This is a genomic window from Arthrobacter sp. ISL-85, assembly GCF_018613675.1.
Lineage (GTDB): Bacteria > Actinomycetota > Actinomycetes > Actinomycetales > Micrococcaceae > Arthrobacter.
In genome coordinates, this window is the sequence record NZ_JAGGPQ010000021.1 from 1 (window position 1) to 23225 (window position 23225).

Sequence of the window (23225 nt, forward strand, 5' to 3'; positions counted from 1 at the left end):
GAAAGGGCACGAACTCGGCCCAGGAGGCTTCCCAGAGCCGTACGATGGCCGGATATCGCTGGCCCCATTCGGCGGTGAACTCGGCGAACCGGTCCTTTGCCGCTTGCTCGGACGGGGCCGTGTAGACGGGCTTGAGCGCCTTGACGATGCCGTCGCGGTGCTGGCGTCCGGCGTAGCGGAAGCTGTTGCGGATCAGGTGCACGATGCATTGCTGCACGACCGTTCGCTCCCACGTGGTGGTGATCGCCTCGGGCAGGCCCTTGAGCCCGTCGCAGACGGCGATCAACACATCTTCCACGCCCCGGTTCTTCAGCTCGGCGAACACCTGGAGCCAGAACCGTGCACCCTCGCCGCCGTCGCCGGCCCAGATCCCCAGAATCTCCCGCTCCCCGTTCACGGTGACGCCCATGACGACATAGAACGGGGTGTTGCGCACCTGCCCGTCACGGACCTTGACGACGATCGCGTCCACGAAGAGCACCGGCTAGACCGGATCCAACGGCCGGGCCGACCATTCGGCCAGTTCGCCAACAACCTTTTCTGTGATGCGGCTGATGGTGTCTTTGGAGACCTTGGCCCCGTAGACCTCCTCGAAGTGCGCGGCGATTTCCCCGGTGGTCAGCCCCCGGGCGGAGAGCGAGAGGACGATCTGGTCGATCCCGTCCAGTCGCCGTTTTCGCTTGGGCACGATCACCGGCTCGAATGATCCGTCCCGATCCCGGGGCACCTCGATCTCGACCGGGCCGATCTCAGTCAGCACGGTTTTTGACCTGGTGCCGTTGCGCATGTTGGTTGCGATCGGCGTCTGGCCATGCTCGTGCCCGAGGTGCTCGGTCAGTTCCGCTTCCAGCGCGGTCTCCAGCACGTTCCGCGTGAGCTGGTTCAGCAGCCCGCCCGGGCCTACCAAGCTCACGCCCTGCTCCTTGGCCTGCGCGAGCAACCGCTCCGCGAGCTCCTTCTGATCGATGATCTCTCCCGTCACAGGATCGATCATCACCCCTGTCATCTCGGTCGTGGACTCTGACACGGCCGTCTCCTTTCGGATCAGGCCGGACCCTCACACACCGCTATTCCGACAGTCCCGACAGTGGTCATTACGGGTGCTCGGGTACCGCGCATGACTCTGGCAGGCCCCTGTAGTCGAGGCCAGGTCGTCCAGCTGATCATCCGGTGTAGCTCCATCCGTGGAGAGTAAGCTTCCACAGCGCCGCCCGTGCTGGTGGTGACGCGCAACGTTTTACCTCGCAGTGCGCCGGGAGCTCAAGTGCCGTACGCCCACCCATGAACCAGTACCTCGTCGAGCCAGGCCTTGGTGAAGGCAGGAGGAGAGTACCAGTGGGTGGGTTACTGCAGAACGATGTTCTCGGCGGGGGTTGGTCATGAACTATGTCCTTGTTTGTAATCGGGCGAGGGGTCCGGGACCGGGCTGCTGCTGGGCGGAAAGCTTGGCGGAACAGGTCGTCGCCTGCAAGGTTTCTTCGGACGTTTTCAGGCGCATAACAGACAAACACGCGCTGTTAAGGCAGCTCAGCCGGATCCCGCAGGTGTCGGCGGCCGGACGGCATGAATTGTTTCCCGCAGTCACCCTCATGCCTAAAGCCTCTGACGGGGCCGCGCCCTGCCGTGGTTGTCTTGGCGTCATGGGAAAAAGGCGTGTCGCCCTTCGGGCGGTGAAGGCCTTCCATACTGGGGCCTGGTTCAGCATTGAGGCCTGTATGGTCTACCTGCTCTATGCGGGCTTCCGCCGAAAGACCGACAGGCGGGCGGCCCTGGCTGCCGCAGTTGTGGGCGGGGAGACCCTGGTCTTCGTGGGCAACGGCTTCCGATGCCCTTTGACCCCGCTCGCGCAACGCCTGGGTGACACACATGGTTCCGTGACGGACATCTACCTTCCGCGCTGGTTCGCCCATAACCTGCCGGCCATCCACGTACCCCTGATCGTCCTTGCCGTAGCCCTCCACCGAAGGAATTTCAGGGAGAACCGATTCAAGCGCGGCGGTTACCCCACAGTCTCCACTCACCAGCCCAGGACCAGATGAATCCCGGGAATCAGGGTTGATCCAAGCCGGACTGCTTGCGCAGGGCTGCCCAGGCTTGAAAGCCACCGATCAGGTCGGTAGCCCGGGCCAGCCCCAGCCGTTGGAGGGTGTGCGCTGCCAGGCTGGAGCTGTAGCCCTCATTGCAGACCACCACGATACGGCGTGCGGGGTCGTTAGCGATCGGGAGTCGGTGGGGGCTGGAAGGATCCAGTCGCCACTCAAGAACGTTGCGGTCAATCACCACCGCTCCCGGTAAGTCACCGTCCCGGTCACGCTGGTCAGCCGGCCGCGTATCAACAACAAGGGCGCCGGCGGCCATCTCCCTCTCGAGATCCGCAGGGTGGACGCGCACCAGGCCGACGCGGCTCTCAAGCAGTAATTCGTTGATGGTTAGAGCCGCGGGAGAATCGGCGGGACCGGGACTGCATTGGCAGGAAGCGGTTCCTTCGTCGGAGATATGAGACTGGTTCACCGTTTTCCTCGCTCTGCCTGCTGATTAGTTGCTCGTTCCACCATGAAGGGAAACGACGGGCACCTCTTCGTCGTCAATTTCAAGGGTATGGAGTGCCTCAGGTCAACATGCTTCCGCCACGCCGGCGGACGCGCTGTGCCCCGCGCCCTGCCGTCCACGCCGGCGACCATACTCCGGCACCCCCGGAATGGGCAGCTCCTGGCCCGGCTTCCTGCGGCCATGACTTCTTGTAGATCCGCAATAGTTGCGTGAAAATATAAAGACGGCCTGTTGTATACTGCCGATTCCTGTACTGGATCCGGCTTCCCATGCCGGTCCTGTAGAACCTGGAAACTCTGCGGGAAAGCAACTATCGGAGGAAGCTGGTGCCCATGGATACTGCTGGCGGATCTGCATCAATCCCCGAACCTTTGAGCCGTGAGGTTGAAGCCGTGATGCGCGCTGCCGATACCCTGTTGCGCGTCGTGGCCCGCTCTGTTGCCGAGGTTGAGGACGTAGTGAATACTCCGCAGTTGCGGGTCTTGGTGCTCATCCACACCCGCGGACCCCAGAATCTTGGCAGAGTGGCTGCTGAGCTGGGTGTGCACGCCTCGAACGCCACACGTATTTGCGACCGTTTGGTGGCAGCTGAATTGCTGGAGCGGCGGGAGGACCCCGCGGACCGGCGGTACGTACGGCTCGAACTGACCGGAAAAGGAAAATCGCTGGTGGATTCTGTGCTGGACCACCGGCGGCAGGCGATTGCGGAGGTCATTTCGAGGATGCCGGCCGGCCGGCGTCCGGCCCTGGCGGCGGCACTGGAGGCCTTCGCGGCTGCCGCCGGTGGCCAGGGCACCTCCGACGGTCGGTTCACCCTTGGGGCCGGCACGTGAAGTGACCGGGTTCTGCTGCCGAAAGCCTTATTTTCATTGAACCTCCTATACTTGCGTATACGCAATAGTTAACGGATCGCTTTGAGTTGTGCTTTCAGCCCGGCTGAACGGGAGTGCTCACTCAGAATGGGCTGATGCCCCACTCGCCGGTGTGGGATTGGCCGGGTTTAAGGGTTATCAGGCCCTCGCCGGAGTTGAACGCGTCAGGTGCGCAGGTCATCGGTTCAACTCCGAGTCCAGTACGCCGCCGGTCCAGCTGGGGGAGTGTGTCCCCGGTGAATATTTCCAGGTACTTATAGGACTGATCCACCCACAGCTCAACTCCTCCAGAGTGGTCCGGCCGCAGCAGCTTTACTCCGGCGCGTCCGTCCGAGCCACGGACCAGGTCCGTGTAGGCAACATCGATGTGCCGCCCGCCCAGCGGCTGGAGTTCCCGCAAGTCGTATTTCGTACCATCCACGCGTTCGTGTCCGGTGGGGATTCCGCGTTTATCCACCGGTAGGAAGGTGTGCCCGGGCACCTGCACCAGGCCGGCGTCAATTGCGCCGGGTTGGCCTGATCCGGTGCTGAGGTAGGGGTGTGCGCCGGTTCCGTAGGGGCACGGCGACACGCTTTGGTTCACCACGTTGGTCCGCACGGTCAGTCCGCCCGGGCCCAGCTGGTAGTCAAGGCGGCAGTCGAGGATCCAGGGCCAGCCCTGGCAGGCGTGCAGTGTGTACCTGAACGAGATTTCATGCTCTGCGTGATTCGCCACCCCGACCGTCCAGTTGGGCCACCGGGTCAGTCCGTGGATGGCCCCGCCCTTGTCCGGTTCGCTCAGGTCGAGTTGGAGACGCTCGCCTTCCCACTCGTAAGTTCCGGCTTTCACGCGGTTGGGCCAGGGGATCAGGGACTGCCCCCGGGCGCCCGTGCACATGTCGTCCGGCCCGTATCCATCCAGCAGGTTCCGCCCGTCCTGCAGATAGTCCCACAGGGCGCCGCCCACTTCGGTCAGCAGGACCTTTTGGCGGCCAAAGGATATTTCGTACTGTCGTCCCGACGGGAGCAACCGCCGCGTCCGTGAGTCATCAGGGGCTGGCGCCGCAGTCATGGCGGGGGTCTCCCTCAGTTCTGTAAGTCGAGGACGACTTTGACGTCGCCGGCTTGGTGTTCGAAGGCCTTGGAGAACCCTTCCAGGGGAAGCCTGCGGCTGATGAGGCGGCGCAGCCAGTCACGGTCTGCCTTGGCCAGTGCCTGTGCGCCGGCGTCGTAGTGGCGGCGGTTGGCGTTGACGCTGCCGAATACCACCCCGTTCATGAGCACCTCCTCGCGGTTGAGTGCGCCTACGTCCACCTTTGTCTGTTTTCCGGTTCCGGAAACCCCGGTCAGGCAGGTAATGGCGTCCTGGGCCCGGCATTTAAGGGCGTCCAGGACCACGGGGGTGACACCGGTGCATTCGACCAGGATATTGGGCTTGATGCCTGACTCCGGCAGGGGTTCGCTGTGGTACGTGGCACCCAAATCATGGACAAGCTGCGGCTTGGGCCCGTCCGTGACGATGTCGAAGACGTGCACGTCCAGGCCTTGCTGGACTCCCAGCAGCGCCGCAAGCAGGCCAACGGGGCCCGCGCCGGTCACGACGGCGGTGTGGGGGTCGAAAAATGCCCGCTGCCCGATCCGGTTGATCTGCTCCCAGGCCTTGGCCACGATCGTGGTGGGCTCCAGCAGGACACCCACATCCTCCAGGCCGGGGTCCACTTTCACCATCGCCTCACCGTCTGCCCGCCAGCGTTCGCGCGCGAAGCCGTCGAGGCCCTTGATCCCGTGCTCGGTGTAGTTCCCGTTAAGGCACATGTCCCACTCACCGGCGCGGCAGGCCTTACACGGCTCAGGATCCGGCCTGCGGACAATTCCCACCACCAGGTCGCCCTTGGCCAAGCCGGAAGCTGGCGCCGCGTCCAACACCCGGCCCAGGTTCTCGTGCCCCAGCACCAGGTAATCCTGGCCCGGCGGCGCTTCCCCGTATTCTGCCGCGATGATTTCACTGTCGGTCCCGCAGAGCCCAACGGCCAGAGCCTCCACCAGCACCTGGCCCTCGCTGGGAGACGGCTCCGGAACATCGCGGAGGTGGAGTGAGTCTTTCTTTCCAGGTGTAACTGTCAGTGCACGCATCGTCTCTCCTCGCGCGGAAGGTCCGTACAGCCAGTGTCACCCATTACTTGCGCTTACGCAATGATCAGTGTGCTTCAAGCGGGTCCACCGCCCCGTCGCCAGAAGCGGGGGTGCCACCTACCCGGCCGGGCCTGGACCAGGCAGGCGGCTGCCGTGATGTCCGCCTCCTTTGGGCTCGAGGGGAATACCAGGGCCTGCGTTTGCCTTGTTACTGCTGAGGCGCCGACCGCTGGATGCCTCACTCGAAAGGACCCCCTTGCCCGTAGCTTTCATCCCATTCACCCTGCACGCCTCGGCCCGGCAGGACCACCACCGCACCTTCCGCACCGACATAGAACGCCTGACAGACGGACATCTCCGGTCAACGCCCCTGGACGTACTCAGGTCAACGAACACCCAAGCCGTCTTCCGTGGCGCCGTTCCCAAGGGCGCCCACACCGCCAACGATGCGAGCCTCGCCCAGTACCTCCAGGACCGTCTCGCCAGCGAGAACATCCACCTGGATCTCAGCGTTACCATCGAGCGGTAAACAGCGCTCCCGGTCTTCGAGGCAATCCGCAGTCCGGGATCAAGGGGCAACAAGCGCTACTTGCGTGACCGGTCAAGAAGCGTCCTTCTGCTAAGCGGCCCAGGCGGCGGCCGGCGTCGTTGTTTGCCTCCAGGACTGAAGCCCGGGCCGGTCACTGCTGGATGACACGCCCACCCTTGGTCCTGTTGCGCCCGCAGTCGTGTGGGATATGCTCCAGAAATGGCACCGCGGAGTTTTCTTCAATGGCCGGTCGTCCGTCAGCTGAGCACGGGCGACCTATTGGGGCGTGGGCCGTCGGTAACGTCGGCCAAGACAAAGGCAATAGCACCTAGGACAGCCACTGCCGACCGGGTTGTGCAGAGCGTGTGCCCCTACTGCGCCGTCGGGTGTGGACAGCGGGTCTACGTGAAGGATGAGAAGGTAATCCAGATCGAGGGCGATCCGGATTCACCCATTTCCCGCGGCCGGCTCTGCCCCAAGGGTTCAGCCAGCGAGCAACTGGTCAACTCGCCGGGCCGGCAGACCAAAGTCCTCTACCGTGCGCCGCGTTCCACCGATTGGCAACACCTGGACCTGGCTACCGCCGTCGAGATGGTGGCTGACCGGTTCATCGAGACGCGCCGCAGGACATGGCAGCAGGAAGACGACCAAGGCCGGCTGCTGCGCCGCACCATGGGCATCGCCTCGCTGGGCGGAGCGACCTTGGACAACGAAGAAAACTACCTGATCAAGAAGCTCTTCACCGCCGCAGGGGCGGTGCAGACCGAAAACCAGGCCCGCATATGACACTCCGCAACGGTTCCCAGTTTGGGAGCCTCGTTTGGACGCGGTGGCGCTACGCAGTCACTGCAGGACATGGCCAACGCGGACTGCATCGTCATCCAGGGTTCCAACATGGCCGAGTGCCATCCCGTGGGGTACCAGTGGGTGGCGGAGGCTAAAGCCCGCGGAGCGAAGGTCATCCACATCGACCCCCGGTTCACCCGGACGTCGGCAGTTTCGGATAAGCACATCCCCATCCGGGCCGGCTCTGACGTTGTGCTCCTTGGCGCGCTTATCAATTACGTCATTACCAATGACCTCTGGTTCAAGGAGTACGTCAGTGCGTACACCAATGCGGCCACCCTGGTGCATGAGGATTACCGCGACGCCGAGGACCTGGGCGGCCTGTTCTCCGGCTTCGACCCCGAGAAGGGCGCGTACGACACTTCGTCGTGGGCATACGCGGAACACGAGGGCGGCACCATCGACGAGCCGGGGCCCGGTTCGGAACACGGCGCCGATGCCACTGCCCGCGCCGCCGGCCACTCGTTTGGCAGCGGCGGTCCGGCGTTGGAACACGCCGAAGTACAGCGTGACGACACCCTCGAGGACCCCCGGACCGTCTTCCAGATCCTGAAGCGGCACTATGCCCGTTACACGGCGGAGATGGTGCAGGACATGTGTGGGATCAGCGTCGCGGACTTCGAGTATCTGGCCCGTACCATCACGGAAAATTCGGGACGTGAGCGGACCACCTGTTTCGCCTACGCCGTCGGGTGGACCCAGCATTCCTTGGGGACGCAGTTCATTCGCGCCGCAGCCATTCTGCAGCTCCTGCTGGGAAACGTGGGACGTCCGGGCTCCGGGATTATGGCACTGCGCGGCCATGCCAGCATCCAGGGTTCCACCGACATCCCGACCCTGTTCAACCTGCTGCCCGGGTATCTGCCGATGCCCAGCGCTGGCCGCCATGACAGCCTGGAGGAATATCTGGCTGCTATCGGATCAAAGCAGCAAAAGGGTTACTGGGCTGACGCTGACGCCTACACGATCAGCCTGCTCAAGGCATGGTGGGGTGAAGCAGCAACCGAAGACAACCAGTGGGCCTACGACTACCTTCCGAGGCTGACCGGAGCGCACGGTACTTACGAGACCGTGATGGGCATGCTCGAGGACCAGGTGGAAGGCTACTTCCTGCTGGGGCAAAACCCGGCAGTGGGTTCGGCCCACGGCCGGATGCAGCGCCTGGGCATGTCCCACTTGAAGTGGCTTGTGGTACGTGACTTGAACCTCATTGAGTCGGCGACCTGGTGGAAGGACGGCCCCGAGATTGAATCGGGGGAACTGCGCACCGAGGATATCGAGACCGAGGTATTCTTCCTGCCGGCTGCAACCCATGTGGAGAAAGCCGGCTCGTTTACCCAGACCCAGCGGCTGCTGCAGTGGCGGCACCAGGCGGTGGCGCCCCCTGGGGACTGCCAAAGCGAACTGCAGTTCTTCTTTGAACTGGGCAAGCGGATCCGGGAGAAGCTGGCCGGTTCCACGGACGAGCGCGACCGTCCGCTGCTTGACCTGACGTGGGACTATCCCACGGACGAGCACGGCGATCCGGATGCCGAATCGGTGCTTGCCGAGATCAACGGCCGTCACGTGACGGGTCCGGATGCCGGCAAACCACTCTCCGCTTACACGGAGCTCCGGGCCGACGGTTCCACGGCGGCCGGCTGCTGGATCTACACCGGGGTCTACGCTGACGGCTTCAACCACGCAGCGAACCGCAAGCCGGGCCAGGAACAGGGTCCGGCGGCTCCGGACTGGGGCTGGGCGTGGCCCGCGAACCGCAGGATCCTCTACAACCGGGCCTCGGCTGACCCCGCTGGTAAACCGTGGAGCGAGCGGAAGAAGTACATCTGGTGGGACCAGGAGCAGGGCAAATGGGTAGGGGATGACGTTCCCGACTTCCCGGTTGACCGGGCCCCCGGTAGCCGCCCGGACCCCTCTGTCGGAGGAGCGGCCGCGCTCAGCGGAGATGATCCCTTCATCATGCAGGCTGACGGCAAGGGTTGGTTGTTCGCTCCCAAGGGCCTGATGGACGGACCCCTTCCCACCCACTACGAGGCTCAGGAATCACCGGTGGCCAACGCGCTGTACCCGCAACAGCAGAGTCCGGCGCGGCTGGTATTCCCCCGCGCGGACAACCTCAGTGCGCCAAGCGCCGGTACGAGTGGCGCGGACGTTTACCCGTTCGTCTTCACCACCTACCGGCTCACCGAACACCACACGGCGGGCGGGATGAGCCGCTGGCTCCCGTACCTGTCGGAGCTGCAGCCGGAGATGTTCTGCGAGGTCTCGCCTGAACTGGCTGCTGAGCGGGGACTTGAGCCGTACGGATGGGCCACCATCATTTCGCCCCGCTCCGCCATAGAGGCGAGGGTGCTTGTGACTGACCGGATGAGGCCGCTGGCAGTTGGCGGGCACACAGTGCATCAGATCGGGCTGCCCTACCACTGGGGCGTCGGCAGCAATGCCGTCGTCAGTGGGGACGCGGCCAACGATCTGCTGGGGGTGACGCTTGATCCCAACGTCCAGATCCAGGAATCCAAAGTGGCCTCCTGCGACATCCGTCCGGGCCGTCGGCCGCGCGGTAAGGAGCTGCTTGCCTTGGTTGTCGAGTACCAGGAGAGGGCCGGAGTGACTATCGAGACCGGGAACCGCGCCGTCACTGACCCGGCGGCGGAAGGCTTGGCACCCACGGGTGACAACGACCAGGCCGATGGCGGTACGCGATGATGAATGTCATCGCCTGCCCGGCAGACGAATACATTGACCGGTCCGGAACGCTGCCGACAGGCAGCGTTCCGGGTACCGGCACGACGTTGGAGAACTGAATGGGCCAGCTGTCCGGACCGACCGACCCCACCGCCGATGCCCACTGGGAACACAACCATCCGCGCAAGGGGTTCTTTACTGACACCTCGATCTGCATTGGCTGCAAGGCCTGCGAAGTTGCCTGCAAGGAGTGGAACCACAACCCGCAGGACGGCAACCTGGAACTGCTCGGATCCTCCTACGACAACACGGGAGCCCTGGGAGCCAGCACCTGGCGTCATGTCGCCTTTATCGAGCAGGGCCAGGACCGCATTGCCGAGGCGCGGGAATCAGGGCGTGCCCTGGTCAGCCTGGGCATGCCCCGCATCGGTCCTCCCGCCCCTGCTGCGACGGACCTGGCGGAGGCGGACACCACCCCGCCCGACACGGCAGACTTCCGGTGGCTGATGTCCTCTGACGTCTGCAAGCATTGCACGCACGCCGGGTGCCTCGACGTGTGCCCCACCGGGGCGCTGTTCCGTACCGAGTTCGGCACCGTGGTGGTACAGGACGACGTCTGCAACGGCTGTGGAACCTGCGTGGCCGGGTGCCCCTTCGGAGTGATCGAGCGCCGCAGCAATGGCACGGTCAAGGTCGCCACCAGCAGGGAAGACCAGCATGCCGGGCATCCCGCCGTCCCCAACGCAGGCATCGCCCAGAAGTGCACGCTGTGCTACGACCGGCTGGTTGCGGATGAGACGCCCGCGTGTGCCAAGGCATGCCCGACGACGTCCATCAAGTTCGGGGACCACGACGACATGGTGGAGACGGCCCGTGAACGGGTTGCGGACCTGCATGCGCAGGGCATGACCGAAGCACGGCTTTACGGCGCAAACGAAAACGACGGCGTCGGTGGAACCGGGTCGGTCTTCCTGCTGCTGGACGAACCGGAAGTCTATGGTCTTCCGCCGGACCCACGGGTACCCACTGCTGACCTGCCGAAGATGTACCGGCGCGCCGGCATGGCCGTGGCGGGGATGGCCGCGGCGGCCGCGCTGGCTTTCGTGGGGGGACGCGCGTGACGCTCTCAGAGTTCGACAGTTTCCGGCCATCGGAGCCTGCCCGGCGCCGCCGGGACGGCGGCAAGCGCGGCCCAGGCCGCCGTCGGGACAATGGTGACGGCTCGCGGGAAATGCCAATGGTTCCGGAGCCGGAATTCAGCTCGTACTACGGCCGTCCGGTGGTCAAGCCGGCTCCCTGGGGCGATGACGTGGCGATCTACCTTTTCCTGGGGGGCGTGGCAGCCGGATCGGCACTCCTTGGCCTCGGAGGACAGCTGACCGGACGGCCGATCCTGCGGAGGAACGCACGTTTGGGCGCCCTGGCGGCAGTGAGTGGCGGTGCTGTTGCCTTGGTGAAGGACCTGGGCAGGCCGGAACGTTTCCTGCACATGCTGCGGACCTTCAAGGTGACCTCGCCGATGAGCGTCGGCTCCTGGATCCTCAGTGCCTTCAGCGCCGGCGCGGGCGTTTCCGCGGTGGCGGAAATCGATCGGCTGAGCGGAGACCGGCTTCCGTTGGGTCCGTTGCGGAAGGTGCTGAATGCTGTGGAGGGGGCGGCAGGCATCGAAGCTGCGGTATTCGCGGGACCGCTGGCGGCGTACACGGCCGTCCTGCTGGGAGACACCGCGACGCCGACATGGAACGCTGCCCACGAGGAACTGCCATTCGTGTTTGTGAGTTCGGCGTGCCTTGCGTCTGCCGGGCTCGCCATGGTCACCACGCCTGTGCGCGAGACGGGCCCTGCGCGGAAACTCGCCGTGCTCGGCGTCGTGGGCGACGTAGCTGCCATGAAGATCATGGAGCGCCGGATGGACCCGGTTGCCGCGGAGCCCCTGCACCAGGGCAAGGCCGGGGCCATGCTCAAGTGGAGCGAGCGGTTGGCCGTGGCCGGCGGCCTCGGCACGCTGCTGGGCGGACGTAACCGCGTGGTGGCCGCGGCGTCCGGACTGGCGTTGCTTGCCGCCTCGGCCCTGACTCGTTTTGGTGTGTTTGAGGCAGGCCTGGCCTCTGCCAGGGACCCGCGCTACACCATCGAACCGCAAAAAAACCGGCTCGCGGCCCGCCGTGCCGCCGGCGTCACCGGCGACGCGATCACCACCGGCAGCTGATCAAGCGTCCGCGGTCAGCGGATCTCGACTCCCTGACCTGCGGTGGTATGGCCGATAACGGGGTGCCCCGGCAACTCGCCGACCACCAGCAGGCCGCCCGAGGTCTGGGCATCAGCGAGAAGCAGAAGGTCGTCCCCGGTGACGCCGGGAGCCGTGCTGACGTGCGGCCGCACCCAATCGAGGTTGCGCCGGGTTCCGCCGGAGACGAAGCCGTCCCGGAGTGCCTCGCGGGCTCCATCGATCAGCGGTACCGCCTTCAGGTCGATCACAGCGCCCACTCCCGAGGCACGGACCATCTTGTAAAGATGCCCAAGAAGGCCAAACCCGGTCACGTCCGTTGCCGCCCGAACGCCGGCAGCCACGGCGGCATCGGCCGCGTCCCGGTTGAGGGCGGCCATCGTCTCCACAGCCTCGGCGAACACCTCACCGGTCTGCTTGTGCCGGTTGTTGAGAAGTCCGACGCCGATCGGCTTGGTGAGCGTGATGGGCAGCCCCGGCTGGGCGGCGTCGTTGCGCAGCAGACGGTCAGGGTGGGCGACGCCGGTGACTGCCATGCCGTACTTCGGCTCCGGATCGTCAATGGAATGCCCGCCCAGCACCGGGCATCCTGCCTGTGCCGCCACGCTCAGCCCACCGCGGAGGACTTCGGTCATCAATTCCATGGGCAGCACGCCGCGGGGCCAGCCGACCAGGTTGATCGCGGTGACCGGCCGCCCGCCCATGGCGTAGATGTCCGAAAGGGCGTTGGCGGCGGCAATGCGGCCCCAGTCGAAGGCATCGTTGACGACGGGCGTGAAGAAGTCGGCGGTGGTAAGGACCGCCAGGTCCTCGCGCACCAGGACGGCCGCCGCGTCGTCGCCACTGTCAAGGCCAACAAGTACCTCCGCGCCGGGTTGCCCGATAAGGCCGCGGACCGCATCTTCGAGCTCGCCGGGTGGAATCTTGCAGGCACAGCCCCCGCCGTGGGCATAGTCGGTGAGCCGGAACGCGCCGGCGGCATCATTATCGAGTTGCTGGACTGACGTCTGGGCCTCATTCACCTGCCCAGCGTACCTTCCAAGGCAACCCTGCTATATTGGGGCGCGGTGGCGTCCGGGTCCTGGTGGGCCCCCCGGTCTTCAAAACCGGTGAGGCTGAGCATCTCGGCCTGGCGGGTTCGATTCCCGTCCGCCACCGCCAACTACCGGCACATTTGCCGTGAAAAGAGGAGGGCTGTGGACCACGTCGATCCCCGGCGCCTGATTCCCCGCACCAACGACCTGCTGGCACTGGCGCCGGTCCGCGAGGCGGGCTCACGGCTGAACGAACGCGTCATCCGCGAACTGGTGCGGGATGTCCAGGAGCAGGCCCGGCGCGGCGAGCTCCCTCCCCGCGAGGTGGAACCAGCCCTGCTGGAAGCTATCGCTGCCCGTACGGCAACAACCCTTCGCCCGGTGCTGAACGCAACCGGCGTCATCGTCCACACGAACCTGGGGCGCGCCCCACTTTCTGAAGGCGCGGTGCAAGCTGTCGTTGCGGCCAGCGGTTACGTTGATGTGGAGATGGATTTGTCGGACGGCAGCCGCTCCCGCCGGGGGGCCGGTGCACGGGCTGCACTACTTGCCGCCTGTCCCGCCGCCGAGGACGCGCTGGTGGTCAACAACGGAGCCGCGGCGCTGGTGTTGGCCACTACTGCCCTGGCTGCCGGGCGTGAGGTGGTGGTGAGCCGCGGGGAGCTGGTGGAGATCGGCGCGGGCTTCAGGCTGACCGACTTGATGGAATCGACCGGCGCAAGGCTCCGCGAGGTGGGCACCACCAACCGGACCCACTTGCATGACTATGCCGGGGCCCTCGGACCGGACACCGGGTGCGTCCTCAAGGTCCACCCAAGCAACTTCCGGGTTGACGGCTTTACATCCGCTGTTCCGCTGGACGAACTGAGCCGCCTGACGAACGCCAACGGGGTACCTCTCGTCGCTGACCTGGGAAGTGGACTGTTGGCCCCCGACCCGTTCCTGCCGGATGAACCCGACGTTGCCTCAGCCCTGGCGAGCGGGGCCGACGTCGTCATCGCCAGCGGTGACAAACTGCTGGGCGGACCCCAAGCAGGGTTGCTGCTGGGCCGTAAGGACGTCATCACGCGGTTGGCGCGCCACCCGCTTGCACGCGCCGTCAGGGCCGACAAACTTGCCCTCGCCGCCCTCGAGGCGACCGTTGCGGGGGGACCGCCGCCGGTGGTGCAGGCGCTGCACACCGACGTGGGGCAATTGCGCCGCCGTACCGACCGGCTCGCCCAGGAACTCGGCGTACCTGTGGTACCGCATGACGGCAGGGTTGGCGGCGGGGGCGCCCCTGGTGTTCCCCTGCCCGGGTGGGCACTCCAGCTTCCAGAAGGACTGGCGCGTGCCTTGCGTACCGGTGACCCGGCCGTGCTGCCGCGTGTCCACGACGGCTCCTGCCTGATCGATCTGCGGTGCGTGCCGGAAAGGGACGACGCCCGGATTGCCGGGGCAGTCAGGCGCGCCCTGGCAAGCCTTGAGGTCGCGGATGCAGGCAGGGCGGGCTGAGCAGTGCACGTCGTTGCCACAGCCGGGCACGTCGATTCCGGCAAAAGCACCCTGGTTCGCGCCCTCACCGGCATGGAGCCGGACCGTTGGGAGGAAGAACGGCGCCGCGGGCTGACCATTGACCTGGGCTATGCCTGGACCAGGTTGCCTTCCGGACAGGATGTGGCGTTCGTTGACGTTCCGGGCCACGAACGGTTCCTGGGCAACATGCTTGCTGGAATCGGACCGGCGCCGGTGGTCTGCTTCGTTGTGGCCGCCGACGAAGGGTGGCAGGCGCAGTCCAGCGATCACCGGGATGCGGTCGCTGCGCTGGGGATTGATCACGGCGTCGTGGTGCTGAGCCGCGCGGACCGGGCGTCCGGGCAGCGGGTTGCAGAGGTGCTCTCGCGGACCCGCACGGAACTGGCCGGGACCGGTTTGCACGATGCGCCTGCAGTGGCTGTGTCGGCCATCGACGGGACGGGCCTGGCCGAATTACGCGCAGCGCTCGACGACGTCCTGGCCCGGGTGCCTGCTCCCGTCACCAGCGGGCGGGTCCGGTTGTGGGTGGACCGCTCGTTCACGATCACCGGGTCCGGGACAGTGGTGACCGGAACCCTTGCAGCGGGAACACTGGCCCAGGGTGAGCGGCTGGAACTGCTCGGCCACCTCGATAGCCGGTCCGTCGTGGTGCGTGGCCTGCAAAGCCGCGATACCTCCTACGCCTCTGTGGGGCCGGTCAGCCGGGTGGCGTTGAACCTGCGCGACGTTGCCGCCACGGAGATCCGGCGGGGAGACGCCTTGGTTACCCCGGACGCATGGCCAACCACCGCAGTCGTTGGTATCCACCGCACCACCGGAGTGGCCTATACGGAGGTGCCGGAGCAACTCATGGTGCATGTTGGTACGGCGTCCGTGCCGGCCCGGCTGCGTCCCTTCGGTGCCGACCACGCGCGGCTCGTCCTCGACCGGCACCTGCCCCTCGTTCTGGGGGACCGGCTGGTGCTGCGTGACCCGGGAAGCCGCTCCGTGCTGGGCGGTGCACGTATCCTCGATGCCGACCCACCGGCCTTGCGGCGGCGCGGCGACGGTGCCCACTGGGCGGAGCGCCTTGCCGGGATGGACCCCGGGGGAGACGTGCTCGGAGAAGTAGCGGCACGCAGGGCCGTGCAGGTAGAGCATCTGCGCCGGCTCGGACTGCTGTCCGGGCACGACGCGGAATCACCTTCCGGTGTACTGGTGATCGATGACTGGTGGGTGCACGCACCTGTTTTTGAGGCCTGGCAGCGTCAGCTGCTCAGCGCAGTCCAGGCACTGCAGGAGCGCGATCCGCTGGCCCCGGGCCTTTCCATGGGCGCGGCGAGGAACCTGCTCAAGCTGCCTGACGAAAAGCTGCTTTCCCACGTCATCCGCGGGGCTGCCCTGGAACAGGACAACGGACACATCCGGCTGCCGGGCAGCCAGGGCAACCTTGGTCCCATCGAGCCGGCAATCTCAGCGTTGGAGGGCAGGCTCACCGCGGATGCGTTCCATGCCCCGGAAGCCGATGAGCTGGCTGCACTGGGCCTGGGCGCCCGCGAGCTTGCCGCCGCAGAACGCACGGGCCGCCTGCTGCGGCTGCGCGACGGAGTGGTTCTGCTGCCATCGGCCCCGGCGCTTGCCATGCGCACCCTCGCCCGCCTGGACCAGCCCTTCACCACCAGCCAGGCCCGCCAGGCACTAGGCACAACACGCAGGATAGCGGTTCCGCTGCTGGAACATCTCGATTCGCGTGGCTGGACGGAGCGCCTGGACGCCGGTCACCGGAAAGTGGTGCGCTGACCGGGCGGCGAGGTTAAAGGGAAGGCTGCGTTGGGTCTGCTGACCGCACCCTGCGAAGAATGGCGTCCACAACCTGCGAGAGCGGAGCATTGGCGTCGATCCCGATGCCACCAGGCGGGATTTCTTCCCGTGTTTCATGCAGGTGTTCGATCAGCTTCCGTTCCGCTTCCCGCCCTCCCCATTCGTCCTGCGGGCGCTGGCCAAGCCGTCGTCCTAGCGTTTCGAGGTCCACCTCGAGAACGAAGACGCCATCGAACAAACCGATGAACTTCGCGAAGTTTCTCGACCCGCCGCAGAAGAACGTCACAGACTCCCGCTGGTCTGCGACCAGCGTCCGCACATCGGCCACTCTCCAGATGTGATGGTCATGCACGGATAGGCCGGTGATGCCCTCCACTGGTTTACCGGTTTCCGGATCGCCTTGATAGGCGAGTTCCCGGTCACCATTGATGGCGTGGTAGCCGCGCCGGCGCAGTTCATTGCAGACTGCGGTCTTGCCGGTGCCCGAGCCGCCTTCAATGAGGTAGTTCTTTCTGCCCATGCCTGATGGTACCGATGCACGAAAAACGGATGGTTTGATTAGTCAGTGCTCCGTGTAAAACGCTTCGTGGTCTTTAGCCTGTTCGTGCTCTGCGCCAGCGCAGCCTTCTCGTTCTGGCTGATGGGCCAGCCCGGCGCCGAAACCCGCGCGGCCATATCCCCGCCCCCGCGTGCAGGGGTCAAGCTTGAAACGGGGCCTGCTGCCATCGCCACCGCCGTGAACGTGACACGGACACCGGATGCCCAGTGGCTTGGTGCGGCTGCCGCTGACACGGGAATCCCGGTCCAGGCCCTGCGGGCCTACGTTCATTCGGCAGCCATGGCCAATGAGTCCACGCCGAAGTGCGGCATCGGCTGGAACACGCTGGCCGCCGTCGGCTTCGTCGAATCGGCCCATGGAACCTATGGTGGCGGCAAGTTGAGCTCCACCGGCCAGGCGAGCGGCCCGATTGTGGGCCCAAGCCTTGACGGCGCCGGCTTCGCCGCCATCGCTGACACCGACGGCGGTGTCCTGGACGGTGACGCCAATTGGGACCACGCCGTCGGACCCATGCAGTTCATCCCTTCCACGTGGCGGATGGCAGGCATGGACGGCAATGGGGACGGAACAGCAGACCCCTTCAACATCGACGACGCCGCCCTGAGCGCGGCCACCTATCTGTGCGGCCATGGCCGCGATCTCACCACGGCGCAGGGGTGGACGGATGCCATCTACGCTTACAACCAATCCGACGCCTACATCCGTAAGGTACGTGCGCAAGCCACGGCCTACGCCTCGAAAACGGGTACCCCCGGGTGAGTCAGGGCCGTCAGTCGGAGACGCACGTCCACCCTGTGTCCACCCGTGGCGGTCAGGCCGGCTGCCAGGTGATGGGAAGTGACTTCAACCCGTAGACGATGGTGCTTTCCATGCGCTCCAGGCGGGCTCCGGGATCCACGGACAGCCCGGGCAGGCGGGACAGCAGGGCCTCCAGCGCGATCTTCGCCTCGAGCCGGGCCAGCGGCGCGCCGAGGCAAAAGTGGATGCCGTGACCGAATGCCAGATGCCGGTTAGGGTTGCGGTCAACGTCGAACTCGGCCGCCCGCTGGAACTGCTGCTCGTCGCGGTTGGCCGAGCCGATCCAGGCCACGATGGGTGCACCGGCCGGGATGCGTTTACCGCCTACGTCGGTCTCCGCTACGCTCACCCGGTACATCGACTGGACAGGGGAGCGATAACGTAGAACCTCTTCGAGGGCCTGGGGCACCAAGGTGGGATCCTTCAGGAGTCGCTCAAGGGTGCCGGGCGATTCGGCCAGGCATAGAACTGCATTGCCGATCAGGTTGGTGGTGGTCTCGTTGCCGGCGACCAGCAGCAATGCGCAGAAACCCAGCAGTTCAGGCACCGAGAGTTTTTGGCCTTCGATCTCGGCGGACAGCAGGCTGCTGATCAGATCCGCACCGGGACGGGTCCTGCGCTGGTCGATCAGGGCCAGGAAGTAGTCGACCATCTCTGAAGTGGTGGCGTCCTGGTTTCCGCCGGCCGGACTGGTCCGCGTTTGGCTGACAATCACGTCGGACCAGTGCTTGAAGCGCTCGCGGTCCTCGGCAGGGATGCCCATCAGTTCGGAGATCACGATCACCGGCAACGGGTAGGCCAGATCCCTGATCAGATCTGCGCTTCCGCCGGCTGCGATCTCCTCAAGAAGCTCGTTGGTGAGCCCGGCGATGCGGGGAGCCAGCGCGTCAACGGCTTTTGGAGTGAACGCTTGTGTGACCAGGGAGCGTAACTGGCGGTGCCTGGGGGGATCCGCGGTGATCAGGCTGGACGCGAACAATTGGCCGGCACCGGATGGATTATCACCGCCCATGCGGGACGAGAACGTTGCGTGCTCGGACAACACCCGCTGGACGTCGTCATACCGGAAGACGTGCCAGCTCCCGGATTGGCCATCCAGGAAGACAGGGGCCGTTGCCCGCATGCGTTCATAGTGCGGAAACGGGTCGAGCGGGTACTGCGCGGACTGGGTGACATCCATGGCGGCCTCTCTGCTCAGCCGGCACCCTACGGGAACGAAGAGTACCAAGCCCTCAATTGACTGACCGTAGAACCTCGATCTTAACCAAAGCGTGCCCGTGGGTCATTACTCCCGCCGTCGTACATTTGCTGCTACTTCCCTCTTAGCCGCCCCGGACGCCGGCGGCTCGGTAGATGGTGTCGATAAGCGCCATGTTGGAGAGGGAGTCGGAGTCCTCCGTGGCCAGTGGGTGGCCCGACTCCAGACCGAAGACGAGGGCTTCCAGCTGGTGATCGTAGGTCTCGCCGGGCCACAACAGCTCCACCCGCCCGGTGAAGTGGAGACGCCGGAGCGCAAAAGTGGTCAGCACCAAGAAGGTGGGCACACCTCCAGAGAAAATCAGCACATGAAGCGCCCGTCTCCAGCCTGCGCGTCCCGCGGACCCAAAGCCAGGGCTAGGGTAAGTTCGGGCCCATGGAATGTGTGGTGATGTACAGCTTGCGTGAGGGCGTGGACAGGTCCACGGTCATGGACGCCTACCCCCGCCATAAGGCCTACTACGAGCAGTTCCGGGAAGCCGGGGGCGGGCTGCTCGCCTTGGGCCCTTTCCTCTCTCCCGAGCCCGGCCTCAGCTCGATGGGTATTTTCACCTCACGCGGGGAAGCCGAGCGTTTCGTTGCCGGTGATCCCTTTGTCATGGAGGGGCTTGCTGACCCGCGGCTCCTCGATTGGAACGCCGTCCACCTTGCCTAGGTACCGTGACGGCAGAAACGTGGATTGCAAAGGAGCTTTGATGGGTGAGGAACTGACGACGGGCGAATTGGAGTGCCTTTTCACCGGCTCGGTGTGGGCCGAGGGTCCTCTGTGGGTGCCCTCGTCCAAGACCGTGCGCTGGAGCGACATCCCGAACGACCGCATTCTCGAGTTCAACCCGGATACCGGGACCACCCGGGACTACGCTGTGGGCGTCGAATTCACCAACGGCCGCACCCTCGACGCCGACGGCAGCGTGGTGCAGTGCAGCCACGGCCGGCGGCGGGTGGAGCGTGACCGCGAAGGCGCGGTGACAGGCCTGGTTGATTCCTTCGAGGGACGCCGGCTGAACTCGCCCAACGACGTGGTGATCGCCCGCGACTCCAGCATCTGGTTCACGGACCCGCCGTACGGAATTCTTCCGGGAACAAAAGAAGGGCATGAGGGGGAGCAGGAATACGGAGGCTGCAATGTGTTCCGCTTCGAACCGGCCTCCGGAGCGCTGACCCCCGTGGTCACTGACCTGGTGCACCCGAACGGCCTGGCCTTTTCGCCTGACGAGTCCGTCCTCTATGTCGCGGACACGGCCGGTTCCGGCTACGGTGTCCCGCTGCGGATCGCCAGCTACGGCGTGCGGGACGGGCGCTGCACCCCGCGGACGGGGATGCTTGAGTTGGAAGACGGCTATCCGGCCGACGGACTGAGGGTGGACGTCGAGGGCAGGATCTGGACCTCTGCCGGACCCTCCATCCGGGTCTATTCGCCGTCGTTCGAACTCCTGCACACCATCACGGTGCCCGAGACCGTTTCGAACCTGTGCTTTGGCGGTCCGGACGGCCAGGACCTCTATCTCACCGCTACCACCAGCCTGTACCGGATCCGCACCACCACCACGGACGCGGCCGCCCGCAACCTGCCGCCCCACCACAACTGATCGCGAGGACGAATTATGCAGTACAGAACCCTTGGCCACAGCGGCACCGTCGTCACCAGCTACGCGCTGGGCACCATGACCTTTGGTGCGGAGGCGACGGAGGAGACCTCCCACGCCATCCTGGACAGCTACTTCGAGGCGGGCGGCAACTTCATTGACACTGCCGACGTCTACAGTTCGGGAGTGTCGGAAGAGATCATCGGCCGCTGGCTGGCCAAACGGCCCGAGCTCAGGGACACAGCGGTGATCGCCACCAAGGGGCGCTTTCCCATGGGAACGGCACCCAACGACGTCGGAACATCCCGCCGCCACTTGACCCGCGCCCTGGATGATTCCCTCCGCCGCCTGGGCGTGGACCAGATCGACCTTTACCAAATGCACGCGTGGGACCCCATCACCCCCTTGGAGGAAACCCTCCGTTTCCTGGACGACGCCGTCAGCCGGGGCAAGATTGCCTACTATGGTTTCTCGAACTTCCTGGGCTGGCAGCTCACCAAAGCTGTCCATGTTGCACGCAGCCAGGAATGGAACCCGCCGGTCAGCCTGCAGCCCCAATACAGCCTCCTGGTCAGGGACATCGAATTCGAGATCGTACCGGCGGCGCTTGATGCCGGAATCGGCCTCTTGCCGTGGTCGCCGCTGGGCGGCGGCTGGTTGTCCGGGAAGTACAAGCGGGACCAGCGTCCGTCCGGGGCAACCCGCCTGGGCGAAAACCCCGAACGCGGCATGGAGGCGTGGAAGGCACGCAACGACAATCCGCGCACGTGGACCGTTATCGACGCCGTCGAGGATATAGCCGCAACCCATGGCGTGAGCCCTTCCCAGGTGGCCCTGGCCTGGCTGGCGGACCGGCCTGCGGTGACGTCGGTGATCCTGGGGGCCCGGTCCACCGAACAGCTCGCCGACAACCTGGCGTCCGCTGACCTGAAACTCAGTGCGGACGAGGTCAGCCGGCTCACCGAGGCCAGCCAGCCGGAGGCAGGGGTTTATCCCTACGGGCCAATGGCCCAGGAACAGCGCAGCCGCAAAATGAAGGGCGGGCGGTAGCTCCACCCGAAAACCAATGACGCCGCGCGCCCTACGCGTGCTTCAACACGTCCGGAAGCTCATCCACATACACCGTTTGCGGCGGGTCGAAGTAGATCACCAGCACTTCAGCGCCCACCGGGAAGTCACTGGTCTTGTCATATGGGTGGGCGTGGAACGCCATGATGCCGCCGCGGTAGGGCAGCATGACTTCGCCGATGGTGCCCGGGCCAATGCGCCCGGTCACCCGGCCTATCTTGCCGGTCAGGCTCCGGTCAACGTCCCTGCGCATGATGGGTTCCTCCGTGTCCGGAGTTCCTACGCACCCGGCGCCTTGGGCTGGCGCTTGGCGTCTTCGCCCTTCCGGAGCGCTGAAGCGAGCGCGGGCAGGTAGTCGCCCGCCTGTGCCAGGATCCCGCCCAGCATCTTGTTGACGCCCTCGCCGCCGTTCAGGACGGTCATCTGGCCCACGTGGGAGAACGGCTCGGCCGCCGCGGCGATGATGGCCGGCATATTCTCTGCCAGCTGTTGGGAGATGACCGCGTCCTGGTTGGTGCCCAGCGCTTCGGCCCGGGCCTTGATGCCCTCCGCCTCGGCCAGTGCCTTGGCCTTGATCGCCGACGCCGCAGCGTCGCCTTTGGCCCGTGTCGCCGCGGCTTCAGCCTCGCCGGTGACCTTGGTGGCCCCCGCCGCGGCGGCCGCTGCGGTGGCATTCGCCTGGGCCTGAAGTTCGGTCCGGCGGGCGTTGGCCTGTGCCTCAAGCTCTGTGCGGCGTGCCAAGGCCTCGGCGGCACTGATGTCTGCCGACTTCTGGCCTTCGGCATCCGTCCGTTTGGCGTAGGCCTTCGCGTCGGCAGGTTTGCGGATGCTGGTCTGCAGCTTTTGCTCTTCCCGGTCCGCCTCCAGCTTGGCAACTTCGGTTTCCTGGACCACCACCTGCTGCCGTGCCGTGGCCTCGGCCAGCGGGCCGGCCTGGGCGGCATTTGCCCTGGCGCGCTCGGCATTGGCCTGTGCCACCGACTGCCGGATCGCCGAGACGCTCTGCGCATCAGCGATCAGGGCTGCCGCCTCCGCCTCTTTTTCCGCCGCCTCCCGGTTGCGCGTGGCCTCCGCGATCCGGGCTTCCATCTTCACCTGGGCGATGTGCGGCTTGGCGATGTTCTGGATGTAGCCGGTAGGATCCTGGAGGTCCTTAATCTGCAGCGAGTCCACCACCAAACCCAGCTTTTCCATCTCCACGCCGCTGGCGCTGCGGACCTGCGAAGCGAGTTTGTCCCGTTCGCGGATGATCTCCTCCATGGTCATGCTGCCAATAATGGAACGCAGGTGGCCCTCGAAGACGTTATATACCTGGCTTTCCATCTTCGGCTGCTGGCCAAGGAAGCGGCGGGCTGCGTTAGCGATAAACGGCGGCGCGTCGCCAATCTTGTAAATGACCACGCCCTCCACTATGACCTGGATGCCCTGTGACGTAACGCAGGAAACTTTGAGTTCGGTTTCATTCAATGTCAGGGACAGGGGACGCACGGTCTGGAGACCGGGCAGGACCAGCGCGCCCTTTCCCGTGACAATTTTGAAATCCATGCCCTCACGGGTTTCAAGGGTTCCCCGGGTCAGTCCGGAAATAATCAGGGCCTCGTTCGGTTCAGCTACTTTCCACATCACCTTCGTGGCCACCCAAATAAAGCCAACGGCAACAAGCACTCCCAAAATAATGGCGATAAGCGGAAAGAACGGTGCAAAGTCCGGCATAACCAGGTCCTTTCAATGCCTTAAACGGCATCACGGTAAAACCCCAATAAATGCAACCGCCCATTCACCCGCAA

At 65.4% G+C, this 23225-nt stretch carries 21 protein-coding genes, 1 tRNA gene and 2 pseudogenes; 13 read left to right on the forward strand and 11 right to left on the reverse strand.

The features are described from left to right. Positions 1–994, reverse strand: a pseudogene (locus J7I84_RS16455) (IS256 family transposase); the annotation flags it as partial. Between the two features lie 266 nt (positions 995–1260). Then, positions 1261–1335: pseudogene (locus J7I84_RS22070) on the reverse strand (NAD(P)H-dependent oxidoreductase); the annotation flags it as partial. Positions 1336–1640: 305 nt separating this feature from the next. Here J7I84_RS22070 and J7I84_RS16465 point away from each other — a divergent pair. Beyond that, the gene (locus J7I84_RS16465; RefSeq protein WP_251046725.1) at positions 1641–2039 is read left to right on the forward strand and encodes a hypothetical protein; all 399 of its coding nucleotides are present in this window, start codon (positions 1641–1643) and stop codon (positions 2037–2039) included. Between the two features lie 10 nt (positions 2040–2049). On the opposite strand, the gene J7I84_RS16470 is transcribed toward J7I84_RS16465, so the two are convergent. Then, positions 2050–2511: a rhodanese-like domain-containing protein gene (locus tag J7I84_RS16470; protein WP_214945626.1), complete on the reverse strand. Its 462-nt coding sequence runs from the start codon at positions 2509–2511 to the stop codon at positions 2050–2052. A gap of 371 nt (positions 2512–2882) precedes the next feature. Here J7I84_RS16470 and J7I84_RS16475 point away from each other — a divergent pair, with 371 nt between their 5' ends. Further along, a complete protein-coding gene (locus J7I84_RS16475) occupies positions 2883–3383 on the forward strand; it encodes a MarR family winged helix-turn-helix transcriptional regulator (protein WP_251046726.1) in 501 nt (166 codons plus the stop codon). Between the two features lie 121 nt (positions 3384–3504). Here J7I84_RS16475 and J7I84_RS16480 read toward each other — a convergent pair whose 3' ends face one another. Both J7I84_RS16480 and J7I84_RS16485 read right to left on the reverse strand, forming a co-directional pair. After that, positions 3505–4473, reverse strand: a complete 969-nt coding sequence (locus J7I84_RS16480) for an aldose 1-epimerase family protein (RefSeq protein ID WP_214945627.1) — start codon at positions 4471–4473, stop codon at positions 3505–3507. Positions 4474–4487: 14 nt separating this feature from the next. Then, positions 4488–5534, reverse strand: coding sequence for a glucose 1-dehydrogenase (locus J7I84_RS16485; RefSeq protein WP_214945628.1), 1047 nt, complete (start codon positions 5532–5534; stop codon positions 4488–4490). Positions 5535–5790: 256 nt separating this feature from the next. Between J7I84_RS16485 and J7I84_RS16490 the strand changes: the two genes are divergently transcribed. From J7I84_RS16490 to nrfD, 4 genes are all read left to right on the forward strand, one after another. Further along, positions 5791–6063 (forward strand): hypothetical protein, encoded by a 273-nt coding sequence (locus tag J7I84_RS16490; RefSeq protein WP_214945629.1) that lies wholly within the window; start codon positions 5791–5793, stop codon positions 6061–6063. A 219-nt stretch (positions 6064–6282) separates the two neighbouring features. After that, positions 6283–9615 (forward strand): formate dehydrogenase, encoded by a 3333-nt coding sequence (gene fdh, locus J7I84_RS16500; protein ID WP_251046727.1) that lies wholly within the window; start codon positions 6283–6285, stop codon positions 9613–9615. A gap of 98 nt (positions 9616–9713) precedes the next feature. After that, positions 9714–10715, forward strand: coding sequence for a 4Fe-4S dicluster domain-containing protein (locus tag J7I84_RS16505; RefSeq protein ID WP_214945632.1), 1002 nt, complete (start codon positions 9714–9716; stop codon positions 10713–10715). Next, on the forward strand, positions 10712–11803 hold the full coding sequence (nrfD, locus tag J7I84_RS16510; RefSeq protein ID WP_214945633.1) for an NrfD/PsrC family molybdoenzyme membrane anchor subunit: 1092 nt from the start codon (positions 10712–10714) through the stop codon (positions 11801–11803). Before J7I84_RS16505 ends, nrfD begins: the two co-directional genes overlap by 4 nt. Before the next feature lie 14 nt (positions 11804–11817). On the opposite strand, the gene selD is transcribed toward nrfD, so the two are convergent. Then, on the reverse strand, positions 11818–12843 hold the full coding sequence (gene selD, locus J7I84_RS16515; RefSeq protein WP_214945634.1) for a selenide, water dikinase SelD: 1026 nt from the start codon (positions 12841–12843) through the stop codon (positions 11818–11820). Positions 12844–12887: 44 nt separating this feature from the next. Between selD and J7I84_RS16520 the strand changes: the two genes are divergently transcribed. The 3 genes from J7I84_RS16520 to selB all read left to right on the forward strand — a co-directional run bounded on the left by J7I84_RS16520 (position 12888) and on the right by selB (position 16149). Next, positions 12888–12982 (forward strand) — tRNA-Sec (locus J7I84_RS16520). Positions 12983–13017: 35 nt separating this feature from the next. Then, entirely contained in the window at positions 13018–14349 is a 1332-nt protein-coding gene (gene selA / locus J7I84_RS16525) for an L-seryl-tRNA(Sec) selenium transferase (RefSeq protein WP_214945635.1), read from the forward strand. A 3-nt stretch (positions 14350–14352) separates the two neighbouring features. Beyond that, entirely contained in the window at positions 14353–16149 is a 1797-nt protein-coding gene (gene selB / locus J7I84_RS16530; protein ID WP_214945636.1) for a selenocysteine-specific translation elongation factor, read from the forward strand. Between the two features lie 13 nt (positions 16150–16162). Here the strand turns inward: selB and J7I84_RS16535 are convergent, their stop codons facing one another. Then, entirely contained in the window at positions 16163–16690 is a 528-nt protein-coding gene (locus J7I84_RS16535) for a nucleoside kinase (protein WP_214945637.1), read from the reverse strand. Between the two features lie 45 nt (positions 16691–16735). Here J7I84_RS16535 and J7I84_RS16540 point away from each other — a divergent pair, with 45 nt between their 5' ends. Next, entirely contained in the window at positions 16736–17488 is a 753-nt protein-coding gene (locus J7I84_RS16540; RefSeq protein ID WP_214945638.1) for a lytic murein transglycosylase, read from the forward strand. Positions 17489–17540: 52 nt separating this feature from the next. On the opposite strand, the gene J7I84_RS16545 is transcribed toward J7I84_RS16540, so the two are convergent. Together J7I84_RS16545 and J7I84_RS16550 are read right to left on the reverse strand one after the other, a co-directional pair. Further along, positions 17541–18707, reverse strand: coding sequence for a cytochrome P450 (locus J7I84_RS16545; protein WP_214945639.1), 1167 nt, complete (start codon positions 18705–18707; stop codon positions 17541–17543). A gap of 142 nt (positions 18708–18849) precedes the next feature. Beyond that, positions 18850–19071, reverse strand: a complete 222-nt coding sequence (locus tag J7I84_RS16550; RefSeq protein WP_214945640.1) for a hypothetical protein — start codon at positions 19069–19071, stop codon at positions 18850–18852. Positions 19072–19175: 104 nt separating this feature from the next. Between J7I84_RS16550 and J7I84_RS16555 the strand changes: the two genes are divergently transcribed. The 3 genes from J7I84_RS16555 to J7I84_RS16565 are packed head-to-tail and all read left to right on the forward strand — an operon-like array spanning position 19176 to position 21420. Further along, positions 19176–19439: a YciI family protein gene (locus tag J7I84_RS16555; RefSeq protein ID WP_251046732.1), complete on the forward strand. Its 264-nt coding sequence runs from the start codon at positions 19176–19178 to the stop codon at positions 19437–19439. A gap of 40 nt (positions 19440–19479) precedes the next feature. Further along, positions 19480–20373, forward strand: coding sequence for an SMP-30/gluconolactonase/LRE family protein (locus J7I84_RS16560; protein WP_214945642.1), 894 nt, complete (start codon positions 19480–19482; stop codon positions 20371–20373). Positions 20374–20388: 15 nt separating this feature from the next. Next, the gene (locus tag J7I84_RS16565; protein ID WP_214945643.1) at positions 20389–21420 is read left to right on the forward strand and encodes an aldo/keto reductase; all 1032 of its coding nucleotides are present in this window, start codon (positions 20389–20391) and stop codon (positions 21418–21420) included. 31 nt (positions 21421–21451) lie between these two features. On the opposite strand, the gene J7I84_RS16570 is transcribed toward J7I84_RS16565, so the two are convergent. Then, complete coding sequence (locus tag J7I84_RS16570) at positions 21452–21691, reverse strand: hypothetical protein (RefSeq protein ID WP_214945644.1); 240 nt, start codon at positions 21689–21691, stop codon at positions 21452–21454. A gap of 26 nt (positions 21692–21717) precedes the next feature. Continuing rightward, entirely contained in the window at positions 21718–23151 is a 1434-nt protein-coding gene (locus J7I84_RS16575) for a flotillin family protein (RefSeq protein WP_214945645.1), read from the reverse strand. Positions 23152–23225: the final 74 nt, after the last annotated feature.

What these genes read in the sequence shown, in the direction of transcription:
- J7I84_RS16465 (WP_251046725.1), top strand. Translation starts at nt 1,641, where the DNA reads ATGGGAAAAAGGCGTGTCGCCCTTCGGGCGGTGAAGGCCTTCCATACT.
- J7I84_RS16475 (WP_251046726.1), top strand. Translation starts at nt 2,883, where the DNA reads ATGGATACTGCTGGCGGATCTGCATCAATCCCCGAACCTTTGAGCCGT.
- J7I84_RS16480 (WP_214945627.1), bottom strand. Translation starts at nt 4,473, where the DNA reads ATGACTGCGGCGCCAGCCCCTGATGACTCACGGACGCGGCGGTTGCTC.
- J7I84_RS16485 (WP_214945628.1), bottom strand. Translation starts at nt 5,534, where the DNA reads ATGCGTGCACTGACAGTTACACCTGGAAAGAAAGACTCACTCCACCTC.
- J7I84_RS16505 (WP_214945632.1), top strand. Translation starts at nt 9,714, where the DNA reads ATGGGCCAGCTGTCCGGACCGACCGACCCCACCGCCGATGCCCACTGG.
- J7I84_RS16535 (WP_214945637.1), bottom strand. Translation starts at nt 16,690, where the DNA reads ATGGGCAGAAAGAACTACCTCATTGAAGGCGGCTCGGGCACCGGCAAG.
- J7I84_RS16545 (WP_214945639.1), bottom strand. Translation starts at nt 18,707, where the DNA reads ATGGATGTCACCCAGTCCGCGCAGTACCCGCTCGACCCGTTTCCGCAC.
- J7I84_RS16555 (WP_251046732.1), top strand. Translation starts at nt 19,176, where the DNA reads ATGTACAGCTTGCGTGAGGGCGTGGACAGGTCCACGGTCATGGACGCC.
- J7I84_RS16560 (WP_214945642.1), top strand. Translation starts at nt 19,480, where the DNA reads ATGGGTGAGGAACTGACGACGGGCGAATTGGAGTGCCTTTTCACCGGC.
- J7I84_RS16565 (WP_214945643.1), top strand. Translation starts at nt 20,389, where the DNA reads ATGCAGTACAGAACCCTTGGCCACAGCGGCACCGTCGTCACCAGCTAC.
- J7I84_RS16570 (WP_214945644.1), bottom strand. Translation starts at nt 21,691, where the DNA reads ATGCGCAGGGACGTTGACCGGAGCCTGACCGGCAAGATAGGCCGGGTG.
- J7I84_RS16575 (WP_214945645.1), bottom strand. Translation starts at nt 23,151, where the DNA reads ATGCCGGACTTTGCACCGTTCTTTCCGCTTATCGCCATTATTTTGGGA.